At 67.4% G+C, this 21,727-nt stretch carries 21 protein-coding genes, 1 tRNA gene and 1 pseudogene; 12 read left to right on the forward strand and 11 right to left on the reverse strand.

Annotated elements, in window-relative coordinates:
• Positions 1-135 precede the first annotated feature (135 nt).
• Entirely contained in the window at positions 136-1,920 is a 1,785-nt protein-coding gene (locus tag E2F49_RS03985) for a YbhB/YbcL family Raf kinase inhibitor-like protein (protein WP_208004795.1), read from the reverse strand.
• 383 nt (positions 1,921-2,303) lie between these two features.
• Between E2F49_RS03985 and cho the strand changes: the two genes are divergently transcribed.
• Together cho and E2F49_RS03995 are read left to right on the forward strand one after the other, a co-directional pair.
• Entirely contained in the window at positions 2,304-3,164 is an 861-nt protein-coding gene (cho, locus tag E2F49_RS03990; RefSeq protein ID WP_133392706.1) for an excinuclease Cho, read from the forward strand.
• Positions 3,161-3,502 carry a hypothetical protein gene (locus E2F49_RS03995; RefSeq protein ID WP_133392707.1) on the forward strand — a complete coding sequence of 114 codons (342 nt, stop codon included), beginning with the start codon at positions 3,161-3,163 and terminating at the stop codon, positions 3,500-3,502. Before cho ends, E2F49_RS03995 begins: the two co-directional genes overlap by 4 nt.
• Here E2F49_RS03995 and E2F49_RS04000 read toward each other — a convergent pair.
• A complete protein-coding gene (locus tag E2F49_RS04000; protein WP_133392708.1) occupies positions 3,457-3,753 on the reverse strand; it encodes a hypothetical protein in 297 nt (98 codons plus the stop codon). The two genes, E2F49_RS03995 and E2F49_RS04000, sit on opposite strands and share 46 nt — an antisense overlap.
• A gap of 173 nt (positions 3,754-3,926) precedes the next feature.
• Positions 3,927-4,265, reverse strand: a complete 339-nt coding sequence (locus tag E2F49_RS04005; protein ID WP_133392709.1) for a hypothetical protein — start codon at positions 4,263-4,265, stop codon at positions 3,927-3,929.
• Here E2F49_RS04005 and ilvE point away from each other — a divergent pair.
• Together ilvE and E2F49_RS04015 are read left to right on the forward strand one after the other, a co-directional pair.
• Positions 4,234-4,928: pseudogene (gene ilvE, locus E2F49_RS04010) on the forward strand (branched-chain-amino-acid transaminase); the annotation flags it as partial. The gene E2F49_RS04005 and the pseudogene ilvE overlap by 32 nt on opposite strands.
• A 432-nt stretch (positions 4,929-5,360) precedes the next feature.
• Positions 5,361-6,173 (forward strand): HNH endonuclease, encoded by an 813-nt coding sequence (locus E2F49_RS04015; protein ID WP_133392710.1) that lies wholly within the window; start codon positions 5,361-5,363, stop codon positions 6,171-6,173.
• A 55-nt stretch (positions 6,174-6,228) separates the two neighbouring features.
• On the opposite strand, the gene guaA is transcribed toward E2F49_RS04015, so the two are convergent.
• The 3 genes from guaA to folD all read right to left on the reverse strand — a co-directional run bounded on the left by guaA (position 6,229) and on the right by folD (position 10,342).
• On the reverse strand, positions 6,229-7,845 hold the full coding sequence (gene guaA, locus E2F49_RS04020; protein ID WP_133392711.1) for a glutamine-hydrolyzing GMP synthase: 1,617 nt from the start codon (positions 7,843-7,845) through the stop codon (positions 6,229-6,231).
• Positions 7,846-7,913: 68 nt separating this feature from the next.
• On the reverse strand, positions 7,914-9,371 hold the full coding sequence (gene guaB / locus E2F49_RS04025) for an IMP dehydrogenase (RefSeq protein ID WP_133392712.1): 1,458 nt from the start codon (positions 9,369-9,371) through the stop codon (positions 7,914-7,916).
• 95 nt (positions 9,372-9,466) lie between these two features.
• Entirely contained in the window at positions 9,467-10,342 is an 876-nt protein-coding gene (gene folD, locus E2F49_RS04030) for a bifunctional methylenetetrahydrofolate dehydrogenase/methenyltetrahydrofolate cyclohydrolase FolD (protein ID WP_133392713.1), read from the reverse strand.
• Between the two features lie 296 nt (positions 10,343-10,638).
• Between folD and E2F49_RS04035 the strand changes: the two genes are divergently transcribed.
• The gene (locus E2F49_RS04035; RefSeq protein WP_133392714.1) at positions 10,639-10,965 is read left to right on the forward strand and encodes a DUF1244 domain-containing protein; all 327 of its coding nucleotides are present in this window, start codon (positions 10,639-10,641) and stop codon (positions 10,963-10,965) included.
• Positions 10,966-11,255: 290 nt separating this feature from the next.
• Here the strand turns inward: E2F49_RS04035 and htpX are convergent, their stop codons facing one another.
• Positions 11,256-12,161, reverse strand: coding sequence for a protease HtpX (htpX, locus tag E2F49_RS04040; protein WP_133392715.1), 906 nt, complete (start codon positions 12,159-12,161; stop codon positions 11,256-11,258).
• A gap of 136 nt (positions 12,162-12,297) precedes the next feature.
• Here htpX and gluQRS point away from each other — a divergent pair, with 136 nt between their 5' ends.
• The 4 genes from gluQRS (at position 12,298) to phbB (E2F49_RS04060) (ending at position 15,705) form a co-directional block, all read left to right on the forward strand.
• Complete coding sequence (gluQRS, locus tag E2F49_RS04045) at positions 12,298-13,221, forward strand: tRNA glutamyl-Q(34) synthetase GluQRS (protein ID WP_243713412.1); 924 nt, start codon at positions 12,298-12,300, stop codon at positions 13,219-13,221.
• A 53-nt stretch (positions 13,222-13,274) separates the two neighbouring features.
• The gene (gene phbB / locus E2F49_RS04050) at positions 13,275-14,015 is read left to right on the forward strand and encodes an acetoacetyl-CoA reductase (RefSeq protein ID WP_133392717.1); all 741 of its coding nucleotides are present in this window, start codon (positions 13,275-13,277) and stop codon (positions 14,013-14,015) included.
• A 116-nt stretch (positions 14,016-14,131) separates the two neighbouring features.
• The gene (gene phaR, locus E2F49_RS04055) at positions 14,132-14,659 is read left to right on the forward strand and encodes a polyhydroxyalkanoate synthesis repressor PhaR (protein ID WP_208004797.1); all 528 of its coding nucleotides are present in this window, start codon (positions 14,132-14,134) and stop codon (positions 14,657-14,659) included.
• Between the two features lie 299 nt (positions 14,660-14,958).
• Positions 14,959-15,705, forward strand: coding sequence for an acetoacetyl-CoA reductase (gene phbB, locus E2F49_RS04060; RefSeq protein WP_133392718.1), 747 nt, complete (start codon positions 14,959-14,961; stop codon positions 15,703-15,705).
• On the opposite strand, the gene E2F49_RS04065 is transcribed toward phbB (E2F49_RS04060), so the two are convergent.
• Together E2F49_RS04065 and E2F49_RS04070 are read right to left on the reverse strand one after the other, a co-directional pair.
• Entirely contained in the window at positions 15,692-16,627 is a 936-nt protein-coding gene (locus E2F49_RS04065; RefSeq protein ID WP_133392719.1) for a M48 family metallopeptidase, read from the reverse strand. The two genes, phbB (E2F49_RS04060) and E2F49_RS04065, sit on opposite strands and share 14 nt — an antisense overlap.
• 30 nt (positions 16,628-16,657) lie before the next feature.
• On the reverse strand, positions 16,658-18,484 hold the full coding sequence (locus E2F49_RS04070) for a formylglycine-generating enzyme family protein (protein WP_243713416.1): 1,827 nt from the start codon (positions 18,482-18,484) through the stop codon (positions 16,658-16,660).
• Positions 18,485-18,592: 108 nt separating this feature from the next.
• On the opposite strand from E2F49_RS04070, the gene rnd reads away from it, so the two are divergent.
• Both rnd and E2F49_RS04080 read left to right on the forward strand, forming a co-directional pair.
• The gene (rnd, locus tag E2F49_RS04075) at positions 18,593-19,720 is read left to right on the forward strand and encodes a ribonuclease D (RefSeq protein WP_133392720.1); all 1,128 of its coding nucleotides are present in this window, start codon (positions 18,593-18,595) and stop codon (positions 19,718-19,720) included.
• A gap of 16 nt (positions 19,721-19,736) precedes the next feature.
• Positions 19,737-19,812, forward strand: a tRNA-Ala gene (locus tag E2F49_RS04080).
• Positions 19,813-19,943: 131 nt separating this feature from the next.
• Here E2F49_RS04080 and E2F49_RS04085 read toward each other — a convergent pair.
• On the reverse strand, positions 19,944-20,420 hold the full coding sequence (locus E2F49_RS04085; protein ID WP_133392721.1) for a hypothetical protein: 477 nt from the start codon (positions 20,418-20,420) through the stop codon (positions 19,944-19,946).
• 154 nt (positions 20,421-20,574) lie between these two features.
• The gene (locus tag E2F49_RS04090) at positions 20,575-20,958 is read right to left on the reverse strand and encodes a DUF6165 family protein (RefSeq protein ID WP_133392722.1); all 384 of its coding nucleotides are present in this window, start codon (positions 20,956-20,958) and stop codon (positions 20,575-20,577) included.
• 154 nt (positions 20,959-21,112) lie between these two features.
• Here E2F49_RS04090 and E2F49_RS04095 point away from each other — a divergent pair, with 154 nt between their 5' ends.
• Complete coding sequence (locus E2F49_RS04095) at positions 21,113-21,724, forward strand: mechanosensitive ion channel domain-containing protein (RefSeq protein ID WP_425481329.1); 612 nt, start codon at positions 21,113-21,115, stop codon at positions 21,722-21,724.
• The last annotated feature ends 3 nt before the right edge of the window (positions 21,725-21,727 follow it).

A 21,727-nucleotide genomic window follows, 5' to 3' on the forward strand; every position in this document is an offset into this window, starting at 1 on the left:
CGGTCAATCGCGCCGTTTTGCGTTTCCAGGACGCCAGTCCTTCAATGCTGGAACTGCGGCGCCCGCGAGTTTCCGCCGGGCGCTCGTCGTAGGCGGGACGCAGACGCGCTGTCACGCTTGATCTCCGACACTCACTTACTCGGCCGGCGGCGCTGCATAGGTCCCGATCACGCGCGCCTTGCCGATGACATGGCCGCGTGCCGCGTCCAGCACCGTGTCGCGATCCGATCCCGGTGCGACGTCCAGCATGCGGTCGAGGGCCAGCACCTGGAAGTGGTAGTGATGCACGCCCGTGCCCGGCGGCGGCTTGGGACCGTAGTAGCCGGTCGCGCCGTAGCTGTTGCGGCCCTGCCGCAGGTCTTCCGGATCGGTCAGACGCGGCGATTTCGCCAGACCTTCGGGCAGCGCCGTCATCGCCGCCGGAATGTTCCAGGCCACCCAGTGCACGAAGGGTCTCGGCATCGCCGCGTCCCGGTCTTCCATGATCAGCGCATAGGACTGCGCACCTTCGACCGGCTGCCAGCGCAGCGCCGGCGACACGCCTTCGCCGTACTCGCTGTGACGCGAGGGGATCGGCTGGCCGTCGGCAAACGCCTGCGACTGCACGGACATGTCCGCGTCGCGACGCACACGCGTTTCCGGTCGATCGAAGGCCAGGGGCACGCTGTGTCCCTTGCTGGCCTGCTGCTGCATCGGGCCGGCGGGAACCGGCGCATCCGCGCGTGAGCCACGCGTATTGCGCGCCGGTGCGCCGGTGTAGGCGATGCGATAGATCGTGCCGTTGCCGTCGTCGCTCATCAGCAGTGACCCGTCCGGCAGGACGGCCAGGCCGACCGGCCGTGCGATCTGCGCGTTGCCATCGTCGACAAGAAAGCCGGTGGCGAAGGGCTCGATCGCGCGCGGCTTGCCGTTCTCGAATTCCACGCGGGCGATCTCGTAGCCGGCAGCGGGCTTGCGGTTCCACGAGCCGCGCATCGCGACGAAGGCGTCGCCCTGGTAGGCCGCCGGGAACGCCTGGCCGCGATAGAAGGCCATCTGCATCGGCGCGGCGTGCGGCGTGTAGCCCATGACCATGGGCTCGCTCATGTCGCGCCACTGCGCCTTGGTGATGCCGCCGACCGGCGTGGTCTGCGGATGCAGGCCGCCGTCTGCGAAGACGTGCGGCCAGCCGTACTGCTTGCCCAGTTCGATGCGGTTGAGTTCCTCGGCATGCGCGTCGTCACCGAGGCTGTCGATGTTGTGGTCCATGCCCCACAGCTCGCCCGTCTGCGGCTGCCAGCCGAGGCCGATCGTGTTGCGCAGGCCCGAGGCGAAGATGCTGCGCGAGGTGCCGTCGGGCTCCATCCGCAACAGCGTGGCGTGTTCGGGATTGGTCTCGTTGCACGCGTTGCAGGTGGAGCCGACGCTCAGATAGAGCTTGCCGTCCGGCCCGAACGCCAGCGTGCGATTCGGGTGTTGTCCGCCGTCGGGCAGGTCGTCGAGCAGCAGTTCAGCCTCGCCGAGACGGCCATCGGCCTGGATCGGCGCGCGCAGCAGCTCCTTGACCGTCACGACGTAGAGATGGTCGCCGTGGACCGCCAGACCATGCGCATCGGGCCGATGCAGGACGGGGACCGGCGCGCCGTCGCTGCGGCCGTCACCATCGGCGTCGTGCATCAGCAGCACGTCGCCCTGCTCGCGCCGGGAGACGTAGATGTGCCCGGCCGGGTGCACGGCAAGAATGCGCGGATTCAACAGGCCGGATGCGAACACGCCGATCTCGAAGCCCTCGGGCAGCTGGATGGCCTGCAGACGTTCGGGCGTCGGGTCCGATGGTCCGGGTTTGAACACCGTGTGGCGGACGGCCGTATCGGTGCCGTCGCCCTGCTGCGCGAAGGCCGGCGCGGCCGCCAGTGATGCCAGGACGGCGGTGGACAGCACAAGCCTGTGGATCCGTTGAGCGGTCGCCATGTCGCATGCCTCGAAGCGGTCAGGAGTCTGGACGCTAGGTGCGCGCATGTGGTGCAGCCGCGAATCTGCCGGCCGATATTCGCTGCGTTCGCGACGGTTCGGGCGCGGTCCACGCGTGCCGGTCGATCGGTGTGATCTCACGCTGTGAGACCGCTTGCGTGCACGGTGCGCAGCCTTCCAGTCCCGTCGTGCCCCGTTGATCGATCCGTTCGCGTCATCCTTCCCTCCTGTCTTCGTCTGCTCGGTAATCCGCGCCCGCTGTACGGCAATCGCGTGGTCGCCCCCGGGCCTGCAGGAATCACCGGGTCTTCGCATCGCCCGCAACGTCCATGTGCCCGGCCTGCCGGTGTGCCATGCGCCCGGTGCGTGACCGCCGGCGGGAAGCCGCCAAGCTCTACGAATATCCCGAGCACCTGCGTGGCGAGATCGACGCCTTGCCCCGCGCGCCGGGCGTCTACACCTTCCATGGGCCCGAGGGCGACGTGCTGCCGCTCTACATCGGCAAGTCGGTCGACATCCGTGGCCGGGTCATGGATCACCTGCGCACGCCCGAGGAGTCGATGCTGCTGCGGCAGTCGCGGCGCATCTCGCACGTGCGCACGGCCGGCGACATCGGCGCGCAGCTGCTCGAAGCGCAGCTGATCAAGGCCCAGCAGCCGCTCTACAACCGCAAGCTGCGGCGCACGACGCGCCAGTTCTCGCTGCAGCTGCACCGCGGTGCGGTCACCGTGGTGAACTCGGCGGAACTCGACCCCGCACGCGCGCTCATGGTCTACGGGCTGTACTCCAGTCCGCGATCGGCGATGTCCGCGTTGCGCCGCATCGCCGACACCCACCAGCTCTGCTACACGCTGCTCGGCATCGAACGTGGCGTCGCCGGTCGGCCGTGCTTCCGCGCGATGCTCAAGCAGTGCGCCGGCGCCTGCCACGGTGCCGAGCCGCTGGGAGATCACGAACAGCGGCTGCGCGATGCGCTCGAAGAGCGCCAGGTCTCCGCCTGGCCTTGGCGCGGCGCGGTGGCACTGGAGGAGCGCGGCACCGACATGCGGCAGTACCACGTGGTGCTGGACTGGCAGTACCTCGGCAGCGCCGACACCCTCACCGCCGCGCGCCGCATCCGTGGCAGCGTGGGCCAGTTCGATCGCGATGCCTACCGCATCCTGCAGGCGCCGATTCTCGGCGGCCTGCATCGCATCGTGCCGCTCGCGGCATGAGCGACGCACGCGTGCCGCGCACCGACGTCGTCGACGGCGACGCCTGCAAAGCGCGTTGCCGCACAGAAGCAGCGGCGACGCCCATTCACAGTGCTGGCATGCCTGACGGAACACCCAGCGCGCCGATTCTTCCGGTCATCGAAGCGCGGATCATGACGATGCTCATCGCGGGCATCCAGCCGCGACGCATCGTCGTGCCGCTGCATCAGCGGCGTGCGTTTCTCGAAGAACTCAAGCGCTCGCACTCCAGCCGGCTGAGCGGGCAGCTGCCGCTGCAGTTCATGGGCGTGCCTTACGTGTTCGAAGAGGCGGAGTTGTCGGTGGTGTCGAGCGTCTGACCGGCGAAGGTCTGGTCGTCCTCCAGCACGCATTCGTCCGGCAAGCCGTGCGCGCTGGCAATCCGGTGCAGCTGCTGGTTCAACCACACCACGTCACCGCTCTGCTCGAGCTGGTCGCGCAGCGCGAGCGCCGCGTTGCACAGCGTCGCGATCTTGCGCAACTTGGCGTCCTGTTTGCCTTCGATGCGTTTCAGCTCCGTTTCCAGGTCGCTCAGCGCCGCGGCGTACGCGGCCTTGTCGGTGGGTTGCATGCGGGCCGCTCGATGGTTGGACACCGCATGGTGGCCGCTGGGACGTGAAACGCGTCCACACATGGCGGGGCCGCGTGTCGAGAGGCGTGCTGTCACGTACGACGCACTGTCGGCGGCACGAATGAGGCAGGCGTCCGAGCGCCGAGGTCGGCGATGGTCTATCGGTACCCTGATCACTCACCACCCTCGGCCGCCGCGTCCGCCAGATCCCGCGACTCGCTTTGCATATCCGCAGTCCGCACGTACAACCCGCGGCTTCGGCAGACGTTGATGTCGCGATAGATTAGCGTGCGGCCGTCGCGCAAGCCGATTCGGAAATCGCGGATGCAGGGCGCACTGGCCAGTTCGAGCATGGCGGTGTGGTGGCCGCCGCGCAGCGGCGACAGCGCAATCGAACCCTGTGCCCCGCCCGGTCGCGCTTCGGTGACCGACACCACCGCGTCGTGGCTGACGTTGATCAGCTCGAAGTAGCGGCTGCTGGTGCCGGGTGGCGGCGAATCGAGCCTGTACATCCGGCCTTTCATGATCGCCAACGAGGATTTCCTCCGCGTGTGCCCTGCCCTTCGCGTGGCCTACTACGTGATCGCCAGCCCCGCCGGCGCCTACTTCAACGGCGGCATCAAGCCGATTTCGATCTGGATCTCGCGCGGCTACGCACGCGCAGGCCGCGGCGGTACCGGTTCGGCCAAGTGCGGCGGCAACTACGCCTCGTCCCTGTTGCCGCAGCGCGAAGCCGTCGAGAACGGCTGCGCCCAGGTGCTGTTCCTCGATGCCGAAACGAACACTTACGTCGAAGAACTCGGCGGCATGAACGTGTTCCTGGTGCAGAAGGACGCAGCATCATCACGGCATCGCTGACCGGCAGCATCCTCGAAGGCATCACCCGCGACAGCGTGATCCAGCTGCTGCGCGACCGCGGCCACACCGTGACCGAGCGTCGTGTCGAGATCGCCGAGTGGATCGAAGGCGTGCGCTCGGGCGAGATCGCCGAGGTCTTCGCCTGCGGTACCGCCGCCAGCATCTCGCCGATCGGCGTACTCAAGGGCCACGATTTCAGCGTCGGCGATGCCGAAGCGCAGCCGGGCGAAGTGACGATGGCGATCCGCAAGGACCTGCTCGACATCCAGTACGGCCGCGCGCCGGACCGGCATGGGCGGCTGACGCGGTTGGTGTGAGCCGCCGGCTCTATGCCTCACGAAAACGGCCCGTATTGCGGGCCGTTTTTGTTGGGCGCACTTAGGAAGTGTGCCGAGAACTCTTACCCGATAGACGGCAGAGACGGATGCTAGCCAGCCCGCTAAAGCAATTTGCCAGCATGGACCATGCGTCTGCCAATCTTGGAAGTGGACACGTTGTACTGACCGTGTCGCGCCCCTCCCCTGCGCCGTTAAACTCGACTATCTCTTCCACTTTTCGGCCAACACAAATGCTTGAAGAGCTGCGCCCTCATTCCAAACTGTCCGTATATGAGGTTCTCTCAGAGCTCAATTTTGATTTGACCGAATGGGCGACTAATCGAAAAAGGGGGCCAGAACAAGAATCCCGCCGTCAATGGCCGTGCTTATGCGTGGTCTTACAAAGACCTAGCGACTAGCCAAAACTTGTTCATGCTCTGGCATGAGGATATGACTGAAATTGATGGCCTGATCCGTTATCGCCAGGATTGGCGTGCGGTCATCGCCGAGCTAGAGGCGACACGACCCATGACAGCGAAGAGGGCTGACAATTTTCTTAAGCATGTATCGAATTTGAAAGTGGGTAGTCTGGTACGCGTGGGAATCGTAGAAGGCAGTCGTGCAAAATCGAGCGACGATGAGTCTTCTCGAGTGGCCAAGCGCATGCTTGATCCTGAATTTTGGCATCTCTCGTACTGGGACCCGATTACCAGCACATATGAGTTTGCTCGCGGCTTGCCTAGCAAAATCACGCCTGAGGGATCGCCAAGTCAAAGCGAATCTGAGGTTCTCTCGGGCCTGACAAAGGCCGATGCCCTCGAGATTCATCAAGACATTGAAAGTGTGCTCGTTCAGGACATCACTGTCACTGAGAAGCAGCGACTTATTTCCGCCCGGCTAGGCCAAGGAAAATTTCGATCTGAAGTCTTGGAGCGCTGGCATCGCTCCTGTGCTGTGACTGGCAGTACAACACTAGATGTGATTCGTGCATCACACTCCAAGCCTTGGCGGTCTTGCACCAATGAAGAACGTCTCGATCCTTCCAACGGACTGCCACTAGTTGCAACGTTGGATGCTCTCTTCGATGCGGGCCTCATTACCTTCAATGACAACGGCGACTTGTTGGTGAGTCCGAGGTTGCAGGACGACACACTTAAGGTTGATGGGTTGAAACTCGTCCGAGCCCTCACTGCTAGCGAGAGGATTTTCTTGGACTACCACCGGCGCGAGATTTATAAGTCTTGAGATACCCAGGCTCTTGCTCGACGCGCACGGCGGGCCGACTCATGAGGTTGGCCCCTCACTCCCACTCAATCGTCGCCGGCGGCTTCCCACTGATGTCGTACACCACGCGCGACACCCCACGCACTTCGTTGATGATCCGGTTCGAGACGCGGCCGAGGAAGTCGTACGGCAGGTGCGCCCAATGGGCGGTCATGAAGTCGATGGTCTCCACGGCGCGCAGCGAGATCACCCATTCGTAGGCGCGGGCGTCGCCGACCACGCCGACGGACTTGACCGGCAGGAACACGGCGAAGGCCTGGCTGGTCTTGTCGTAGAGGTCGGCGCGGCGCAGTTCTTCGATGAAGATGTGGTCGGCCTTGGCCAGGATCTCGGCGTACTCGGCTTTGACCTCGCCGAGGATGCGCACGCCCAGTCCCGGGCCCGGGAACGGGTGGCGGTAGACCATCTCGCGCGGCAGGCCGAGTTCGACGCCGAGGCGCCGCACTTCATCCTTGAACAGCTCGCGCAGCGGTTCGACCAGGCCCATCTTCATGTGCTCGGGCAGGCCGCCGACGTTGTGGTGGCTCTTGATGACGTGGGCCTTGCCGGTCTTGCTGCCGGCCGACTCAATGACGTCGGGATAGATGGTGCCCTGCGCCAGCCACTTGGCGTTGGTCAGCTTGCCCGCCTCTTCGTCGAAGATCTCGACGAACAGGTTGCCGATGATCTTGCGCTTGGCTTCCGGATCGCTCACGCCGGCGAGCGCGCTGAAGTAGCGGTCGCGCGCGTCGACGCGGATCACACGCACGCCGAGGCCATGCGCACTGGACGCATCGGCGAAGGTCGCCATGACCTGGTCGCCCTCGCCCTGCCGCAGCAGGCCGGTGTCGACGAACACGCAGGTCAGCTGCGGGCCGATGGCCTTGTGCAGCAGCGCGGCGACGACGGACGAATCCACGCCGCCCGACAGGCCGAGGATCACCTCGTCGCTGCCCACCTGCTCGCGCACGCGCGCGATCTGGTCCTCGATGATGTTGGCCGCGGTCCACAGCGTGGCGCAGCCGCAGATGTCGACGACGAAGCGGCGCAGCAACGCCTGGCCCTGCTTGGTGTGCGTGACTTCGGGGTGGAACTGCACGCCGTACCAGCGCTTGGCCTCGTTCGCGAACGCGGCCACCGGCACGCGCTCGGTGCTGGCGGTGACGGTGAACTCGGGCGGCGCGGCGCTGACGTGATCACCATGGCTCATCCACACGTCGAGGCGCTGGGCGCCGGCGTGATCGCTGAGGCCTTCGAACAGGCTGTCCTTGGCGACGATGGCGACTTCGGCGTGGCCGTACTCGCGCGCGTCGGCGGCTTCGGTCTCGCCGCCCAGCTGCTTGGCCATCGTCTGCATGCCGTAGCAGATGCCCAGCAGCGGCAGGCCGCAGTCGAAGACTTCCTGCGGTGCGCGCGGCGAGCCGTGTTCGGTGGTCGATTCCGGGCCGCCCGACAGGATGATGCCCTTGGGCGCGAACGCGGCGATCTCGGCCGGATCGTGGTCCCAGGCCCAGATTTCGCAGTAGACGCCCAGCTCGCGGATGCGGCGGGCGATCAGCTGCGTGTACTGCGCGCCGAAGTCGAGGATCAGGATCTTGTCGCGGTGGAGCAGTGATTCGTGATGGGTGATTGGTGATTCGTTGAAGCCCGTCATTTCCAAGTCTCGCTGCAATCTGCTGTTTCGAATCACGAATTACGAATGACCAATCACGTCCGGCGGCCTCAGCCCGCCTGGTAGTTCGGCGGCTGCTTGGTGATCGTGACGTCGTGCACGTGGCTCTCGCGCTGGCCGGCGCCGGTGATCCTCACGAACTTCGGCTGCGTGCGCATGTCTTCGATGGTCGCGCAGCCCACGTAGCCCATGGTGGCGCGCAGGCCGCCGGCGAGCTGGTGGATGATGCCGCCCAGCGCGCCGCGGTACGGCACGCGGCCTTCGATGCCTTCGGGCACGAGCTTGTCGGCGTCCGACGAGTCCTGGAAATAGCGGTCCTTGGAGCCCTGCTCCATCGCGCCCAGCGAGCCCATGCCGCGGTAGCTCTTGTAGCTGCGGCCCTGGAACAGTTCGACTTCGCCCGGGGCTTCCTCGGTGCCGGCGAACAGGCCGCCGATCATCACCGTCGATGCGCCGGCGACCAGCGCCTTGCCGATATCGCCCGAGTAGCGGATGCCACCGTCGGCGATCAGCGGGATGCGGTCCTGCAGCGCCTCGGCGACCATGTCGATCGCGGTGACCTGCGGCACGCCCACACCCGCGACGACGCGCGTGGTGCAGATCGAGCCCGGGCCCACGCCCACCTTCACCGCGTCCGCGCCGGCGTCTTCGAGTGCCTTGGCCGCGTCGCCGGTGACGATGTTGCCGCCGATCACCTGCACCTGCGGATAGGTCTTCTTGACCCAGTTCACCCGGTCCAGCACGCCCTGCGAATGGCCATGCGCGGTGTCGACGATGATCACGTCCACGCCGGCAGCGACGAGCAGTTCGACGCGCTTTTCGGTGTCGCCGCCCACGCCCACCGCGGCGCCGACCAGCAGCTGCTCGTCGGCATCCTTGGCGGCATTGGGGTTGTCGACGGCCTTCTGGATGTCCTTGACGGTGATCAGGCCGCGCAGTTCGAACGCATCGTTGACCACCAGCACCTTCTCGATGCGGTGCTTGTGCAGCAGGGCCAGCACTTCGGTGTCGCTGGCGCCTTCGCGCACGGTGACCAGACGGTCCTGCTTGGTCATCACGTTGCGGACCGGATCGTCGAGCTTGGTCTCGAAGCGCATGTCGCGGCCGGTGACGATGCCGACCAGCTTGCCGCCGTCGACCACCGGCACGCCGGAGATGTTGCGTGCGCGGGTCAGGCGCAAGACTTCACCGATCGTGGTGTCCGGGCCCACGGTGAAGGGCTCGCGGATCACGCCGGCTTCGAAGTTCTTCACCTTGGCCACTTCCGCGGCCTGGCGCTCGGCGCTCAGGTTCTTGTGCACGATGCCGATGCCGCCGAGCTGGGCCATCGCGATAGCGAGGCGGGCTTCGGTGACCGTGTCCATGGCCGCCGAGACGATCGGCAGGTTCAGGCGCAGGTCGCGGGTCAGGCGGGTGGCGAGCCGGACATCCTTGGGGAGGATCAAGGAGTGGGCGGGAACGAGCGAGACGTCGTCGTACGTGAGTGCTTCGGCCTGGATGCGCAGCATGCGGGGTGCCGGGGAGGAGGAAGCGCGCCATTCTAGCGCGTTTGGCCCGTTCACGCAGGCAACGCAGCGGTCCGCCGGCGTGCCTCCTGGCGGGTTCAGACGCCCGCTTCGGCGGCCTCGATGGTGTTCTGCATGAGCGTGGCGACGGTCATCGGCCCCACCCCGCCCGGCACCGGCGTGATCCAGCTGGCGCGCTGCGCGGCGGCCTCGAAGCCGACGTCACCGACCAGGCGGCCGTCCTCGATGCGGTTGATGCCGACGTCGATCACCACAGCGCCCGGCTTGACCCATTCGCCGGGAATCAGCGACGGGCGACCGACGGCGACGACGAGGATGTCGGCCTCGCCCACGTGCCGGCGCAGCACGTCCGGCGGCGTGAAGCGGTGGCAGGTGGTGACGGTGCAGCCGGCGATCATCAGTTCAAGCGCCATCGGCCGGCCGACGTGGTTGCTGACGCCGACGATCGTCGCGCTGGCACCGCGCACCGGGCGATCGGTGTAGGCCAGCAGCGTGGTCACGCCGCGCGGCGTGCACGGGCGCAGGCCGAACTGGCGCAGTGCGAGGCGGCCGACGTTCTCGGGATGGAAGCCGTCGACGTCCTTGCGTGGATCGATGCGATGGATGACGTCGGTCGCGTCCGGAATACCCGGCAGCGGCAGCTGCACGAGGATGCCGTGCACGGCGGGGTCGGCATTGAGCGTGTCGATCAGCGCGATGAGTTCGGCTTCGGTGGTGCCCACCGGCAGGTCGTAGTCGAAGGCCTGGATGCCGACCTTCTCCGCCGCCCGGCGCTTGTTGCGCACGTAGGACTGCGAGGCCGGATCGCCACCGACGAGCACCACCGCCAGGCCCGGACGCGAACCGCCTGCGGCGACGCGCGCATCCACGCGGACGCGCAATTCGTCGAGCAGGGTGTCGGCAATGCGCTTGCCGTCGAGGATGCGGGCCGGGGCGGAATCAGCGGCGGTCATGCGGGGCGGTGTCGGCGGCGTGGGGGCGGGTATTGTCCCCGATTTTGGTGGGACGGCTCGCTTGCTTCGATTTGGGGCCGGGGCATCGGCGACCCGCCCCGGCTCGTCATTCCCGCGAAGGCGGGAATCCAGTGCCTTTGCGTTCGATGCCTTGGAGTCGCTGGATTCCCGCTTACTCGGACATCGTCTGTTGAGCGCCGCGGGAATGACGGTGTGGTTGGGATGATCGGTGGCGGCTTGCGACTCGACTGCAGCGCCCCGATCCTGTCGACCGAACTTTCCGCTGGAGACCTCCGATGGCCGACGCCCCCCCTCCCCTGTCCGATGACGCCCGCACCCGCGTCGAGGCCGCCGCTTTCCGCCGCCTGCTGTCGCACCTCAACGAGACGCGCCCGGACGTGCAGAACATCGATCTGATGATCCTCGCCGGCTTCTGCCGCAACTGCCTGGGCGACTGGTACCGCGACGCCGCAGCCGCCGAAGGCGTGCCGATGGACAAGGACACCGCCCGGGCCGCCGTCTACGGCATGCCGTTCGCGCAGTGGAAGGCGATGCACCAGAAGGACGCCACGCCCAAGCAGCTGGCGGCGTTCGAGGCGGCGCAGAAGAAGCACGGCGGCTGATTCGAGCGCCGGGTGCATCGAGCCTTCCAAGGACCTTGAATCCCCAAGCTCCGTCATTCCGGCGAAAGCCGGAATCCATTTTGATTTTGGCGGGGTGTTGGAACGCTGCGCAGGCCTCAAGAGCCAAATGGATTCCGGCTTTCGCCGGAATGACGGTAGGTGGATCCGGCGGCGGTTTGCCCCCACCCAACCCTCCCCCGCGCGCGGGGGAGGGCTTAAAACAAAAAGCCCGCCTTTCGGCGGGCTTCTCGTCTCTGAACTCAGAATGCCTGCATCGGCAGGCCGATCGATCAGGCCACCACACCCTGCCGGATCGAGTCGCGGCTCGGCGGTGCGTTGCGCAGGGCCGAGATGCGCTCGTCGAGCGGGGGATGGCTCATCAGCAGCTTCTTGAAGCCGTGGCCGACGCCACCGCTGATGCCGAATGCGGCGATGGTCTTGGGCATCGTGCTCTGGCCATAGGTCTGGGCCAGGCGCTCGAGCGCGGCGATCATCTTCGCGCGGCCGGCCAATGCGGCACCGCCTTCGTCGGCGCGGAACTCGCGGTAGCGCGAGAACCACATCGCGATCATCGAGGCGAACAGGCCGAAGATCATGTCCAGCACGAACACGATGGCGAAGTACGCGATGCCGCCACCGCCGTTGTCGCGGCCACCATTGAGGTAACCGTCGATCGCGCGGCCGACCACGCGGGCCAGGAAGATCACGAAGGTGTTGAGCACGCCCTGCAGCAGGGTCATGGTCACCATGTCGCCGTTGGCGACGTGGGCGACTTCATGGCCCAGCACCGCCTCTGCCTCGTCGCGCGTCATCGAACGCAGCAGACCGGTCGACACGGCGACCAGCGCGTTGTTGCGGTTCATGCCGGTGGCGAAGGCGTTGATCTCGGGTGCGTCGTAAATCGCGACTTCCGGCATGCCGATGCCAGCCTGCTGGGCCTGGCGGCGCACGGTGTCGACGAGCCAACGCTCGGCCTCGTCACGCGGCTGCTCGATCACGTAGGCGCCGGTGGAGCGCTTGGCCGACCACTTGGAAATCGCCAGCGAGAAGAACGCGCCGCCGAAGCCGAACAGCGCCGCGAATACCAGCAGGCCGGCATTGGTGCCCGGGTTGATGCCGAAGATCGCCATGACGATGCTGACGAGCAGCAGGATGGCGAAATTGGTGGCGATGAGAAGACCGAAACGCTTGAGCATTGGGTACCTTGTCCGGATGACGCCTGCGTCAGGCGGAAGTGGGAAACAAGAACGTGTCGCGCCAATTTGCGTGCAGCGACGCACGATTTCAATTCAGCATCGCGGAAGGCGCAGTGGCGAAGCCGTGACAGTTCATGTGCCAGACAGTTTGGAACGCGCGTCACCCGAGGCGCCTTATCGAGGCCGCTTCGCGCCCTCGCCCACCGGTGCGTTGCACGCCGGTTCGCTGATTGCCGCGCTCGGCAGCTGGGTGCTCGCGCGGCAGGCGCATGGCGAATGGCGCGTGCGGATCGAGGATGTCGACCGCTTACGGGAGGTCGGCGGCGCTGCGACCTCGCAACTCGACACGCTGCAGGCCTTCGGGTTCGACCGCGATGGCGACGTGCTGGTGCAGAGCACGCGCGATGCGCGCTACGCGGCCGTACTCGACGGTCTGCTGGCGCGCGGCGATGCCTTCGTCTGTCATTGCAGCCGCGCCGATCTCGCGGCGACGGACGGCCGGCATCTCGGCGCGTGCCGCGCGCGTGCACCGCGCCTTGATCCTGCGATCCGCCTGCGCGTGCCGCCGGACACGCGTATCGAATTCGTCGATGCGATCCGCGGCCCGCAGGTGCAGCAGGTCGATACCGAGGTCGGCGACTTCGTGCTCAAGCGTGCCGATGGCTTCTGGGCCTACCAGTTGGCGGTGGTCGTCGACGATGGCGACCAAGGCATCACCGACGTCGTGCGTGGCGCCGACCTGCTGGACTCGACCGCGCGGCAGATCCTGCTGCAGCGGATGCTCCGGCTTCCGACGCCGAAGTACGCCCATCTGCCACTGCTGCTCGATGCGGACGGTCGCAAGCTGTCGAAATCCGCCGATGCGCCGGCCGTGGATGCGCGTGATCCGATGCCGGGCCTGCACTTCGCCTGGCGTGTGCTCGGCCAGCAGCCGATCGCCGTGGGAACGCCCGGCGAATTTCTCGCCCATGCAGTCGATCGCTTCCGGTTGGACCGCGTGCCGCGGCACGACGTGGGAATTGCTGCAATGCACTACCCATCGCACGCGGGCGATGCATAGACTGCAATCGACGGTCGCCATGCTGGCGACACCCCCAACGCAAAGAGGACGACATGAGCGGACGCGTGGCACTGGTTACGGGCGGTACCGGCGGCATCGGCACGGCAATCGTCAGGCGGCTGGCCGACAACGGCTATCGCGTCGCCACCAATTACCGCAATGCCGAGAAGGCGCAGGCCTGGCAGGCGCAGATGCGCGAGGCCGGCTACGACGTCGCGATCGCGTCCGGCGACGTGTCCGATCACGAGGAAGCCGAGAAGATGGTGCGTGAGGTCGAGTCGCAGCTCGGCCCGATCGACATCCTCGTCAACAACGCCGGCATCACCCGCGACGGCACCTTCCACAAGATGCACGCGCTGCAATGGCAGGACGTCATCAACACCAATCTCAATTCGGTCTACAACGTCACGCGCCCGGTGATCGAGGGCATGCGCGAGCGCAAGTGGGGCCGGATCATCCAGATCAGCTCGATCAACGGTCTGAAGGGCCAGTACGGCCAGGCGAACTACGCCGCGGCCAAGGCCGGCATGCACGGCTTCACGATTTCGCTGGCGCGCGAAAACGCCAAGCTCGGCATCACCGTCAACACGGTCTCGCCCGGTTACGTGGCGACCGACATGGTGATGGCGGTGCCCGAGGAAGTGCGCGCGAAGATCGCCGCCGATATCCCGACCGGCCGCCTGGGTCGTCCGGAGGAGATCGCCTACGCGGTGAACTTCCTGGTGGCCGATGAAGCGGCCTGGATCACCGGCTCCAACCTCGACATCAACGGCGGCCACCACATGGGCTGGTAGTCCGCGCACCGCGCTTCCGGCCGCCGCGCCATGCGTGTGCGGATGGTCGGCGGCGCGGCGCGGTCCTGCCGCATTCAGGCCATTGGTCCAGTTGCGCCCGCCTGCCCCGCTGCGCCATGCTGCGCAGCATCAAGGATCAGAGTGTTGGCTTCATGAGCAGTGCCGTGCGCATCATCAAGAAGTACCCGAACCGTCGCCTCTACGACACGGAAATTTCCAGCTACATCACCATCGAAGACGTCCGCCAGCTGATCGTCGACGGTGAGGACTTCGAAGTCCGCGATGCCAAGAGCGGCACCGACATCACCCGTTCGGTCCTGCTGCAGATCATTTCCGAGCACGAATCCGACGGCGAGCCGGTGCTCTCGACCCAGCTGCTGAGCCAGATCATCCGGTTCTACGGTGACTCGATGCAGGGCTTCATGGGCAACTACCTCGAGCGCTCGATGCAGGTGTTCCTCGACCAGCAACAGCAGTTCCGTTCGCAGATGGGCGGCCTCCTCGGCCAGACCCCGTGGACGATGATGAACCAGCTCACCGAGCGGAATCTGGAGATGTGGAAGGAGTTCCAGAAGACGATGATCGGTGGCGCTGCGCCGACGGCCAAGACGGCCGAGCGCGATCCGCCCAAGCGGGGTCGCTGAGGCTTTCCGGGCCGCTTTCGCAGTCTCCTAATCTCCGTCCCTATTTCCGTCATTCCGGCGAACGCCGGAATCCAGTGACTTCGACATTGACCCCGTCGCTCTCGCACTTCCTGACGCGAGCGACGTGCAATGTCCGGTGGTCGCAGTCGATGCTGCCGACCTGCACGCAAGTCGCTGGATGACCAGCCATTCGGCTGTTGAAAGTCGCTTCCGGCGTTCGCCGGAATGACGACTTCAATTTTCAGCGATCTGATGGGTGGCGCATCGCCAAACCTAGCGGATCTGCCAGGACACATCCCATGCACAACACTCCCCGCATCGCCCTCGTCACTGGCGGCCTCGGCGGCATCGGCCGCGCCATCTGCCGCCAGCTCGCCGCGCAGGGCGCGCATGTCATCGCCGCCGACCTGCCCGCCGACGCCGCGCGTCTTGCGGCATTCAACAACGCGATGGACGGCCTGCACGTCGAAACGCTGGCGCTCGATGTCGGCGACGCCGCGTCGTGCGCCGCCGCGATTGCGGATGTCGAAGCGCGCTACGGTCGTCTCGACATCCTCGTCAACGCCGCCGGTATCACGCGCGATTCGACGCTGCGCAAGATGTCGACCGAGCAGTGGGACGACGTGCTGCGCATCAACCTCGACAGTGCCTTCCATCTCTGCCGCGCCGCAGTCGACGGCATGGTCGCGCGCGGCTTCGGGCGCATCGTCAACATCAGCTCGGTCAGCGGCCAGATCGGCAATTTCGGCCAGACCAACTACGCCGCGGCCAAGGCCGGCCTGCATGGCTTCACGATGTCGCTGGCGCGCGAGGTCGCGGCCAAGGGCGTGACCGTCAACAGCCTGTCGCCGGGCTACGTGGAAACGCCGATGACCGCGGCGATGCCGCCCGAAGTGCTGGCCCGCACTGTGGCCACTGTTCCGGTGGGTCGCGTCGGCCAGCCCGACGACATCGCACGCGGCGTGGTGTTCCTGACCGCAGACGATGCCGGTTACATCACCGGCATCAACCTGCCGGTCAACGGCGGAATGCTCATGGGGTTCTGAGCGCGGCGGTCGTCGCGCCGCCCTGCGCGTCCTCGCAGAATTTCGCGCGGTACTCGAGGGCCTTGGGCATCAGCGATTCCAGCGTCTGGATGCGGGTACCGGGATTGGGGTGCGTGGACGAGAACTCCGGCGGCGCCTGGCCGCCGCTCGCTTCGGACATGCGCTCCCACAGCGGCACCGCTTCGCGCGGGTCGAAGCAGGCGGCCGCGGCGAGCATCAGGCCGATGTTGTCGGCCTCGGTCTCGTGTTTGCGCGCGTACGGCAGCAGATAGCCGTAGCCCATCGCGGCCATGACCATCTGTTGCTGCTGCGGGTCCATGCCGCTCATCGCGCCGGCCATCTGGCCGACCTGGGTGAGTTTCTGCTGGGCCATGCGCTGGGCGCCGTGGCGCAGCAGTGCGTGGGCGATCTCGTGGCCCATCACGACCGCCAGCGCGTCGGCGTTCTTCGCCACCGGAATCAGGCCGGTGTAGACCGCCATCTTGCCGCCCGGCAGGCAGAACGCATTGGCCTGGTCGGACTGCAGCACGTTGACTTCCCAGTCGAAGCTCTCCGAAAAGCGCGTCGGTTCCAGACCGTGTTCGCGCGCGAGTTCGGCTTCGACGACGTCGACCTTGGCGATCAGGCGTTCGGCGATCAGGCGCACGTCCTTCGACAGCGGGTCGTCGGGATCGAGCGGCCGCTCCTGGCCGAGGATCTCCTGGTAGGCCTCCAGGCCCAGCGCCTTCTCCTGGCTGACGTCGAGCGAGCGATCGATCAGCACGGTCTCGCCGGTCACCGGATCGACGCTGCGGTTGGAGAACCAGTAGTAGGCGCCATAGCCCGCGAACAGCAGCAGGATCACGAAGCGCAGGTTGAGGCCGCGCCGCGGGCGGTCGGGCTGCTGGCGGCGGTCGCCACGACCGAAGGGATCCTGTCTCATGTCACGCTCCGGTAGATGGCCTGTGGCCGGTCAAAGTTCGCGTACGACGCGGAAGCCGAGTCTCGCATTGGTGGTGTCCACCTGCGCAAGTGCCCGCCAGCTCGCCCGCGTCTGCGCGGGTGAACTCGCCCACGAGCCGCCGCGGATCACCTGGTCGCGGCAGCCGGGATTGACCCAGGCCGAGCCGTCGTCGGGCGCGCGCCGGTAGGTCGCATGCCAGCAGTCGGCCATCCATTCGCTGACGTTGCCGGCGAGGTCGTGCACGCCCCAGGTGTTGGGTTCGAAGCTGCCGACCGGCGCCGGGCCCCAGTAGCCGTCTTCGTAATCGGGAAAGGCATTGCCCCAGCTGCGGCCGCCCGGTGAACGGTCCAGCGCGCCGGTCATGTTGCCAGCGCCGTCGGGTGGCGTGCCCTCGCCCCACGGATAGCGTTCGCTGCTGCCGTTGCGGAACGCGTACTCGAATTCCGCCTCGCTCGGCAGCCGGTAGCGGCGACCGCTCTGGGCCGACAGCCAGTCGACGTAGGCCTGCGCGTCCTTGGCACTGACGTGGACGACCGGCAGCGTGTCGCCGGCCGGGCGGCCGACGTAGTCCGAGCGCCAGTCGACATTGCTGCGGCGGAGGAAGTTGCCGGTGCGCTCGTCATAGGCCAGCGAGAAGCCGCGACGCACCGCGCGCGACTGGTAGCCGGTGGCATCGACGAACCGGCGGAACTCGCCCACCGACACCTCGCGCACGCCCATCGCGAAGCCGCGCTCGAAGCGCACCGGGTGGCGCGGCTTCTCGTTGTCCTCGGCATCGCGGTCGCCGGGCAGCGCGCCCATCATGAAACCGCCGTGCGGCAGCACCACGACCTGTGGACCCCGTGCGCCGCCTTCGAGGGCGTCGGTGAATACCTGGCCGGGCCGGAAGTCGCCGTAGTGCACGGCCTGGTCGATGCGCTGGCGCAAGTCGTTGGCGACCGGGTCGCCGGGATCGGCGATGCCGATGATCTGCGCCAGGCGTTCGCGGGCGATGTCGACGCCGCGGATCTTCGGCAACGCGTCGAGGCCTTCGTCGCGCAACCGGCGGATGTGCGCGGCTCGGCGCCGCTCCAGGCGTTGCTCGGCGTCGGCGACGGTGGGGAAACCCGGCCGGATGGTCGTCGCGTGCGCGAGCCAGCGCGAGGCGCCGTTGTAGTCGGCCGCGTCGGCGGCCAGTTCGGCGCGGCGGATCATCTCGCTCTCCACCGCGGCCATGCCCTGCAGCGCCCGCGGCTGGCCGGGCCGTTGCGCGGCAGCCTCGCGGAACTTCGCCAGCGCCCCGCCACCGCTTTCTCCCAGTTCGCCGGCCTGCAGGTCGCGCTCGGCGGCGCGATTGAGTTCCCACAGGCGGTCGCTGTCGTCGACGCGTTCGAGATAGCGCACCACCGCATCGTCGCCGGGCGCGAGGAAACGCGCGACGGCAGCGAAATCGTGCGCGGCGCGCATCCCGGCGATCGAATCCTGCTCGTCGGCCTCGACCAGTGCCTGCGCGCCGAGTGCCAGCAGGCGTGCCTGCGCCTCGCGCAGCCCGCGCCGCGCGGCCGTCTCGTGTTCGGGCATGCGCGCCAGCGCGAGGTAGAGCGGAATCGCGGACGTCGGCGTGGCGTAGAGATCGTCCGCCGCGAGGGCCGCATCGGCGGTCTCGAGTGCCGCGTCGCGCCCGTCGTCGGGAATCGTCACCAGGGGTGGCGCCCAGTTGAGCTGGGCCACCACGGCATCGTCGCCGCTGATGGTCACCGTGCCGTCGCCGAGGGCCGCGGTGTCGTCGACGGCATCGCGTTTGCAGCCCGCGAGCACGCACACCGCGAGCAGTCCGACGACGAAGATGCTGCGCAAACCGGGCTCCCTGGACCGCATCGCGCCAGATTAAGCCATCGGCGGCGTGGCGGCGATGCGACAGCCGCGCCGATTGCCGCGACCGGCACGCGCGTTTAGGCTGCCGCGATGTCATCTCCCCAATCTTTCTGGATCGACGATCCCGCGGTCCTGCGCGACCGCCTGCCCACTGCCCCCGCCCGCGTCGGTCTGGATACCGAGTTCATTCGCGAGCGCACGTTCTGGCCGCAACTGGCGCTGGTGCAGATCGCGGTCGAACGCGACGACGGCATCGAGGTGCTGCTGGTCGACCCGCTCGCGCCCGGCATCGCCGAAGCCTTGCGCCCACTGCTGGCCGATCCCGCAATCCTCAAGATCATGCACAGCGCCAGCGAGGATCTCGTGGCCTTCGGCCATGCTTGCGGCATGGTGCCCGCACCGTTGTTCGACACGCAGATCGCCGCATCGCTGGCCGGCGTGGGCGGCGGCATGGGCTATCAGCGGCTGGTGCAGGAAACGCTGAGGGTCGCGCTGCCGAAGGGCGAGACGCGTTCGGACTGGCTGCGCCGTCCGCTGTCGGCCACCCAGCTGGAATACGCGGTCGACGACGTCGTGCATCTGTTCGCGCTGCACGACACGCTGGCCGGAAAGCTCGACACGCAGGGCCGCACTGCATGGCTCGAAGAGGACTGCGCGCGCCTGGTCGCGACTGCCGGCAATATGGAAGGCGACCGCTGGCCGCAACTCGGGGGCCGCGCGGGGCTGTTCCTCGATGCCGAAGCGCAACGCCGACTGGCGCGGCTGCTGCGCTGGCGCGAAAAGTACGCACGCCAGCAGGACCGCCCGCGCAGCTGGATCCTCGACAACGAACTGGCCACCCTGCTCGCCCGCGACCCGCCCGCCGACATCGACGCGCTGCAGCGTCGCCTCGACGCCCACCCCAAGGCGCCGCGCAAGTTGCAGCAGGTGATCTGGCAGGCGCTGACGACCGCGCTGCCCGACGAGTCTGAAATGCCGATCTCGCGCGGCGAGGAACCTGACCGCAAGCAGCTCAAACGACTGCAGCAGGCCGTGGCCGAACGTAGCGCCGCACTCGGCCTGCCAGACGGCGTCCTGGCGTCGCGCAAGTGGCTCGAAGCGATGGTCGAAGGCGCGGACTGGCCGGGCGCGCTCGGCGGGTGGCGTCGCGGCCAGCTGGAGCCGGTGCTCGCGCCCCTGCTCGACAGGGCTGGCGAGCCCGCGACGGGCTCCGTATAATCGGCCGGCACCTCATGGGGCCATAGCTCAGCTGGGAGAGCGCGTCGTTCGCAATGACGAGGTCGGGAGTTCGATCCTCCCTGGCTCCACCATATTCCGCAGAACCCGCCGCGAGGCGGGTTTTTGCGTATCCGGGAGGCGGTGATGCACATCGCCCACGCCGGTGCCGCAACCGGAACGGGGCGCCGCAGCGCCCCGTTCCATCCCACTTTTTGACGACCGCTCAGCCGAACAGCTGGCTGATCTGTCCAAGCGCCAGGCCTTGGGTCGGATCGGTTGGACGGGCGTCGGAGATGCACGCACCCACGCCCTGGTCGGCGCGCATGCCGGCCAGCGATTCGCGCGCCGCTGCCGCCGCGGCGGCCGCATCGTTGGCCAGACCCTGTGCGACCTCGGCGGCGCGCTGGGTGTCGGGCGTGGAAATGCTGGCGGCAAGATCGGCCAGGGCATCGGCAGCCGCCTGGGCTTCGTCGGCCGCTGCCTGCGAGCGCGTGGCCGCCGCTTCGACCGCGCACGCGTCCTGCGCCTCGACGCCGGCCTTTGCCGCGTCGGCCGCGCTCACCGCATCGCTGTAGGCGGAAGCCGTGTCTTCCACGCCATCCATCGCCGCGTTCGCGGCCGCGGCGTCGCGCGCGCCGGTCGCGCTGTCGCTGGCGTTGCTGCTGTCGGTACCACCGACGCCCGAAGTGCCGTCGCTCATGTCTGCGTCCTGTCGTTGCGCGGCGGGGGCGCGCGCTTCGCGTGCAATCCTGCAGCAAGCGCGCGCAAGGCGATGCTGGGGTTTTCCCGAGATCGCGTCGTCGATTCAGAGGCGCGTCATCGAAGCCACATCGCGACGCGCGTACCCGGGATGTTCAGCGGTACTGCTTCTCTTCGACGAACCGCGAGCCGGCGAGCCGGTTGATCTGGTTCTTGACCGCGACGCGGTCGCCGTTGTGCTTCGCGACCGCGCGGGCCAGCGTGACGAATGCGTCGTCGAACACCTGCGCGGCCTCCTTGGCGCGCAGGGCGTCCTGGACGTCCCACATCAGTGCGTTGGCCTCGCGCAGGGCGATCTTCAGCGTCGCCATCTCCGGCTGCGCCTCGGCCAGCGGGGTCCACAGCGGCAGCAGGCCGTCGAGCTCGGTGCGCACGTTCTGCAGCTTCTGCGGATCGGCGATGCGTTCGGACTTGATCTCGAGGATCGTGATCTTGTCGGCGAGTTCGCCGATCGAGACCGGGGCGAGGATCGTGCTCAAGGGACAGGCTCGCGCGTTCGGGGGCGGCCATCTTAGCGCGGTGGCCATGGACGACGCTTCGGGCTGCAGGCTTGCGACTGTCGACGACGCGAGCGCCGCGACGTGCCGCGTAGACTGTGCACCGGCGCGATCGGTGCCGTGCGTGGAGTCGCAAGTGCGTTTCAAGGACCGCCTGCCCGTCTGGCTGCACGACTGGCTCGACATCGTCGTGCCCATCGGCCAGATCCTGCTGATCTTCGCGGCCGCGTGGCTGCTGCGGTTGCTGGTCCGCCGGCTGATCGAACGCATCGGTCACCGCTACACCTTGCCGCCCGAAGCCGTCGTCGGCGGGCGGCGGATCGCCTCGTTCCTGATCTACGCCGCCGCGCTGCTGCTGGTGCTCGAACGCATGGGCGTGTCCGGCACGGTGCTGTGGACCGCGTTCACCGGCTTCGCGGCGGTCGCCGCAGTGGCGTTCTTCGCCGCGTGGAGCGTGCTGTCGAACATCTTCTGCACGATGCTGATCCTCACCACGCGGCCGTTCCGGCTCTACGACCACGTCGAACTGCTGGAGAACGGCGAGAAGCCCGGCCTCCGCGGCCAGGTCGTCGACATCAACCTCGTCTACACCACGCTGCGCGAGAGCGACGACGGTGATGGCGCCGGCACCTGCCTCCAGATTCCCAACAGCCTGTTCTTCCAGCGCGCCCTGCGTCGCTGGCGGGGCGGCGCATTGCCGGCGCCGCGCGGTGGCGGCAGCAGCCCCGGCGATCCGCTGGACGTGTAATCC

The organism is Luteimonas terrae, assembly GCF_004358165.1.
GTDB classification, from domain to species: Bacteria; Pseudomonadota; Gammaproteobacteria; order Xanthomonadales; family Xanthomonadaceae; genus Luteimonas; species Luteimonas terrae.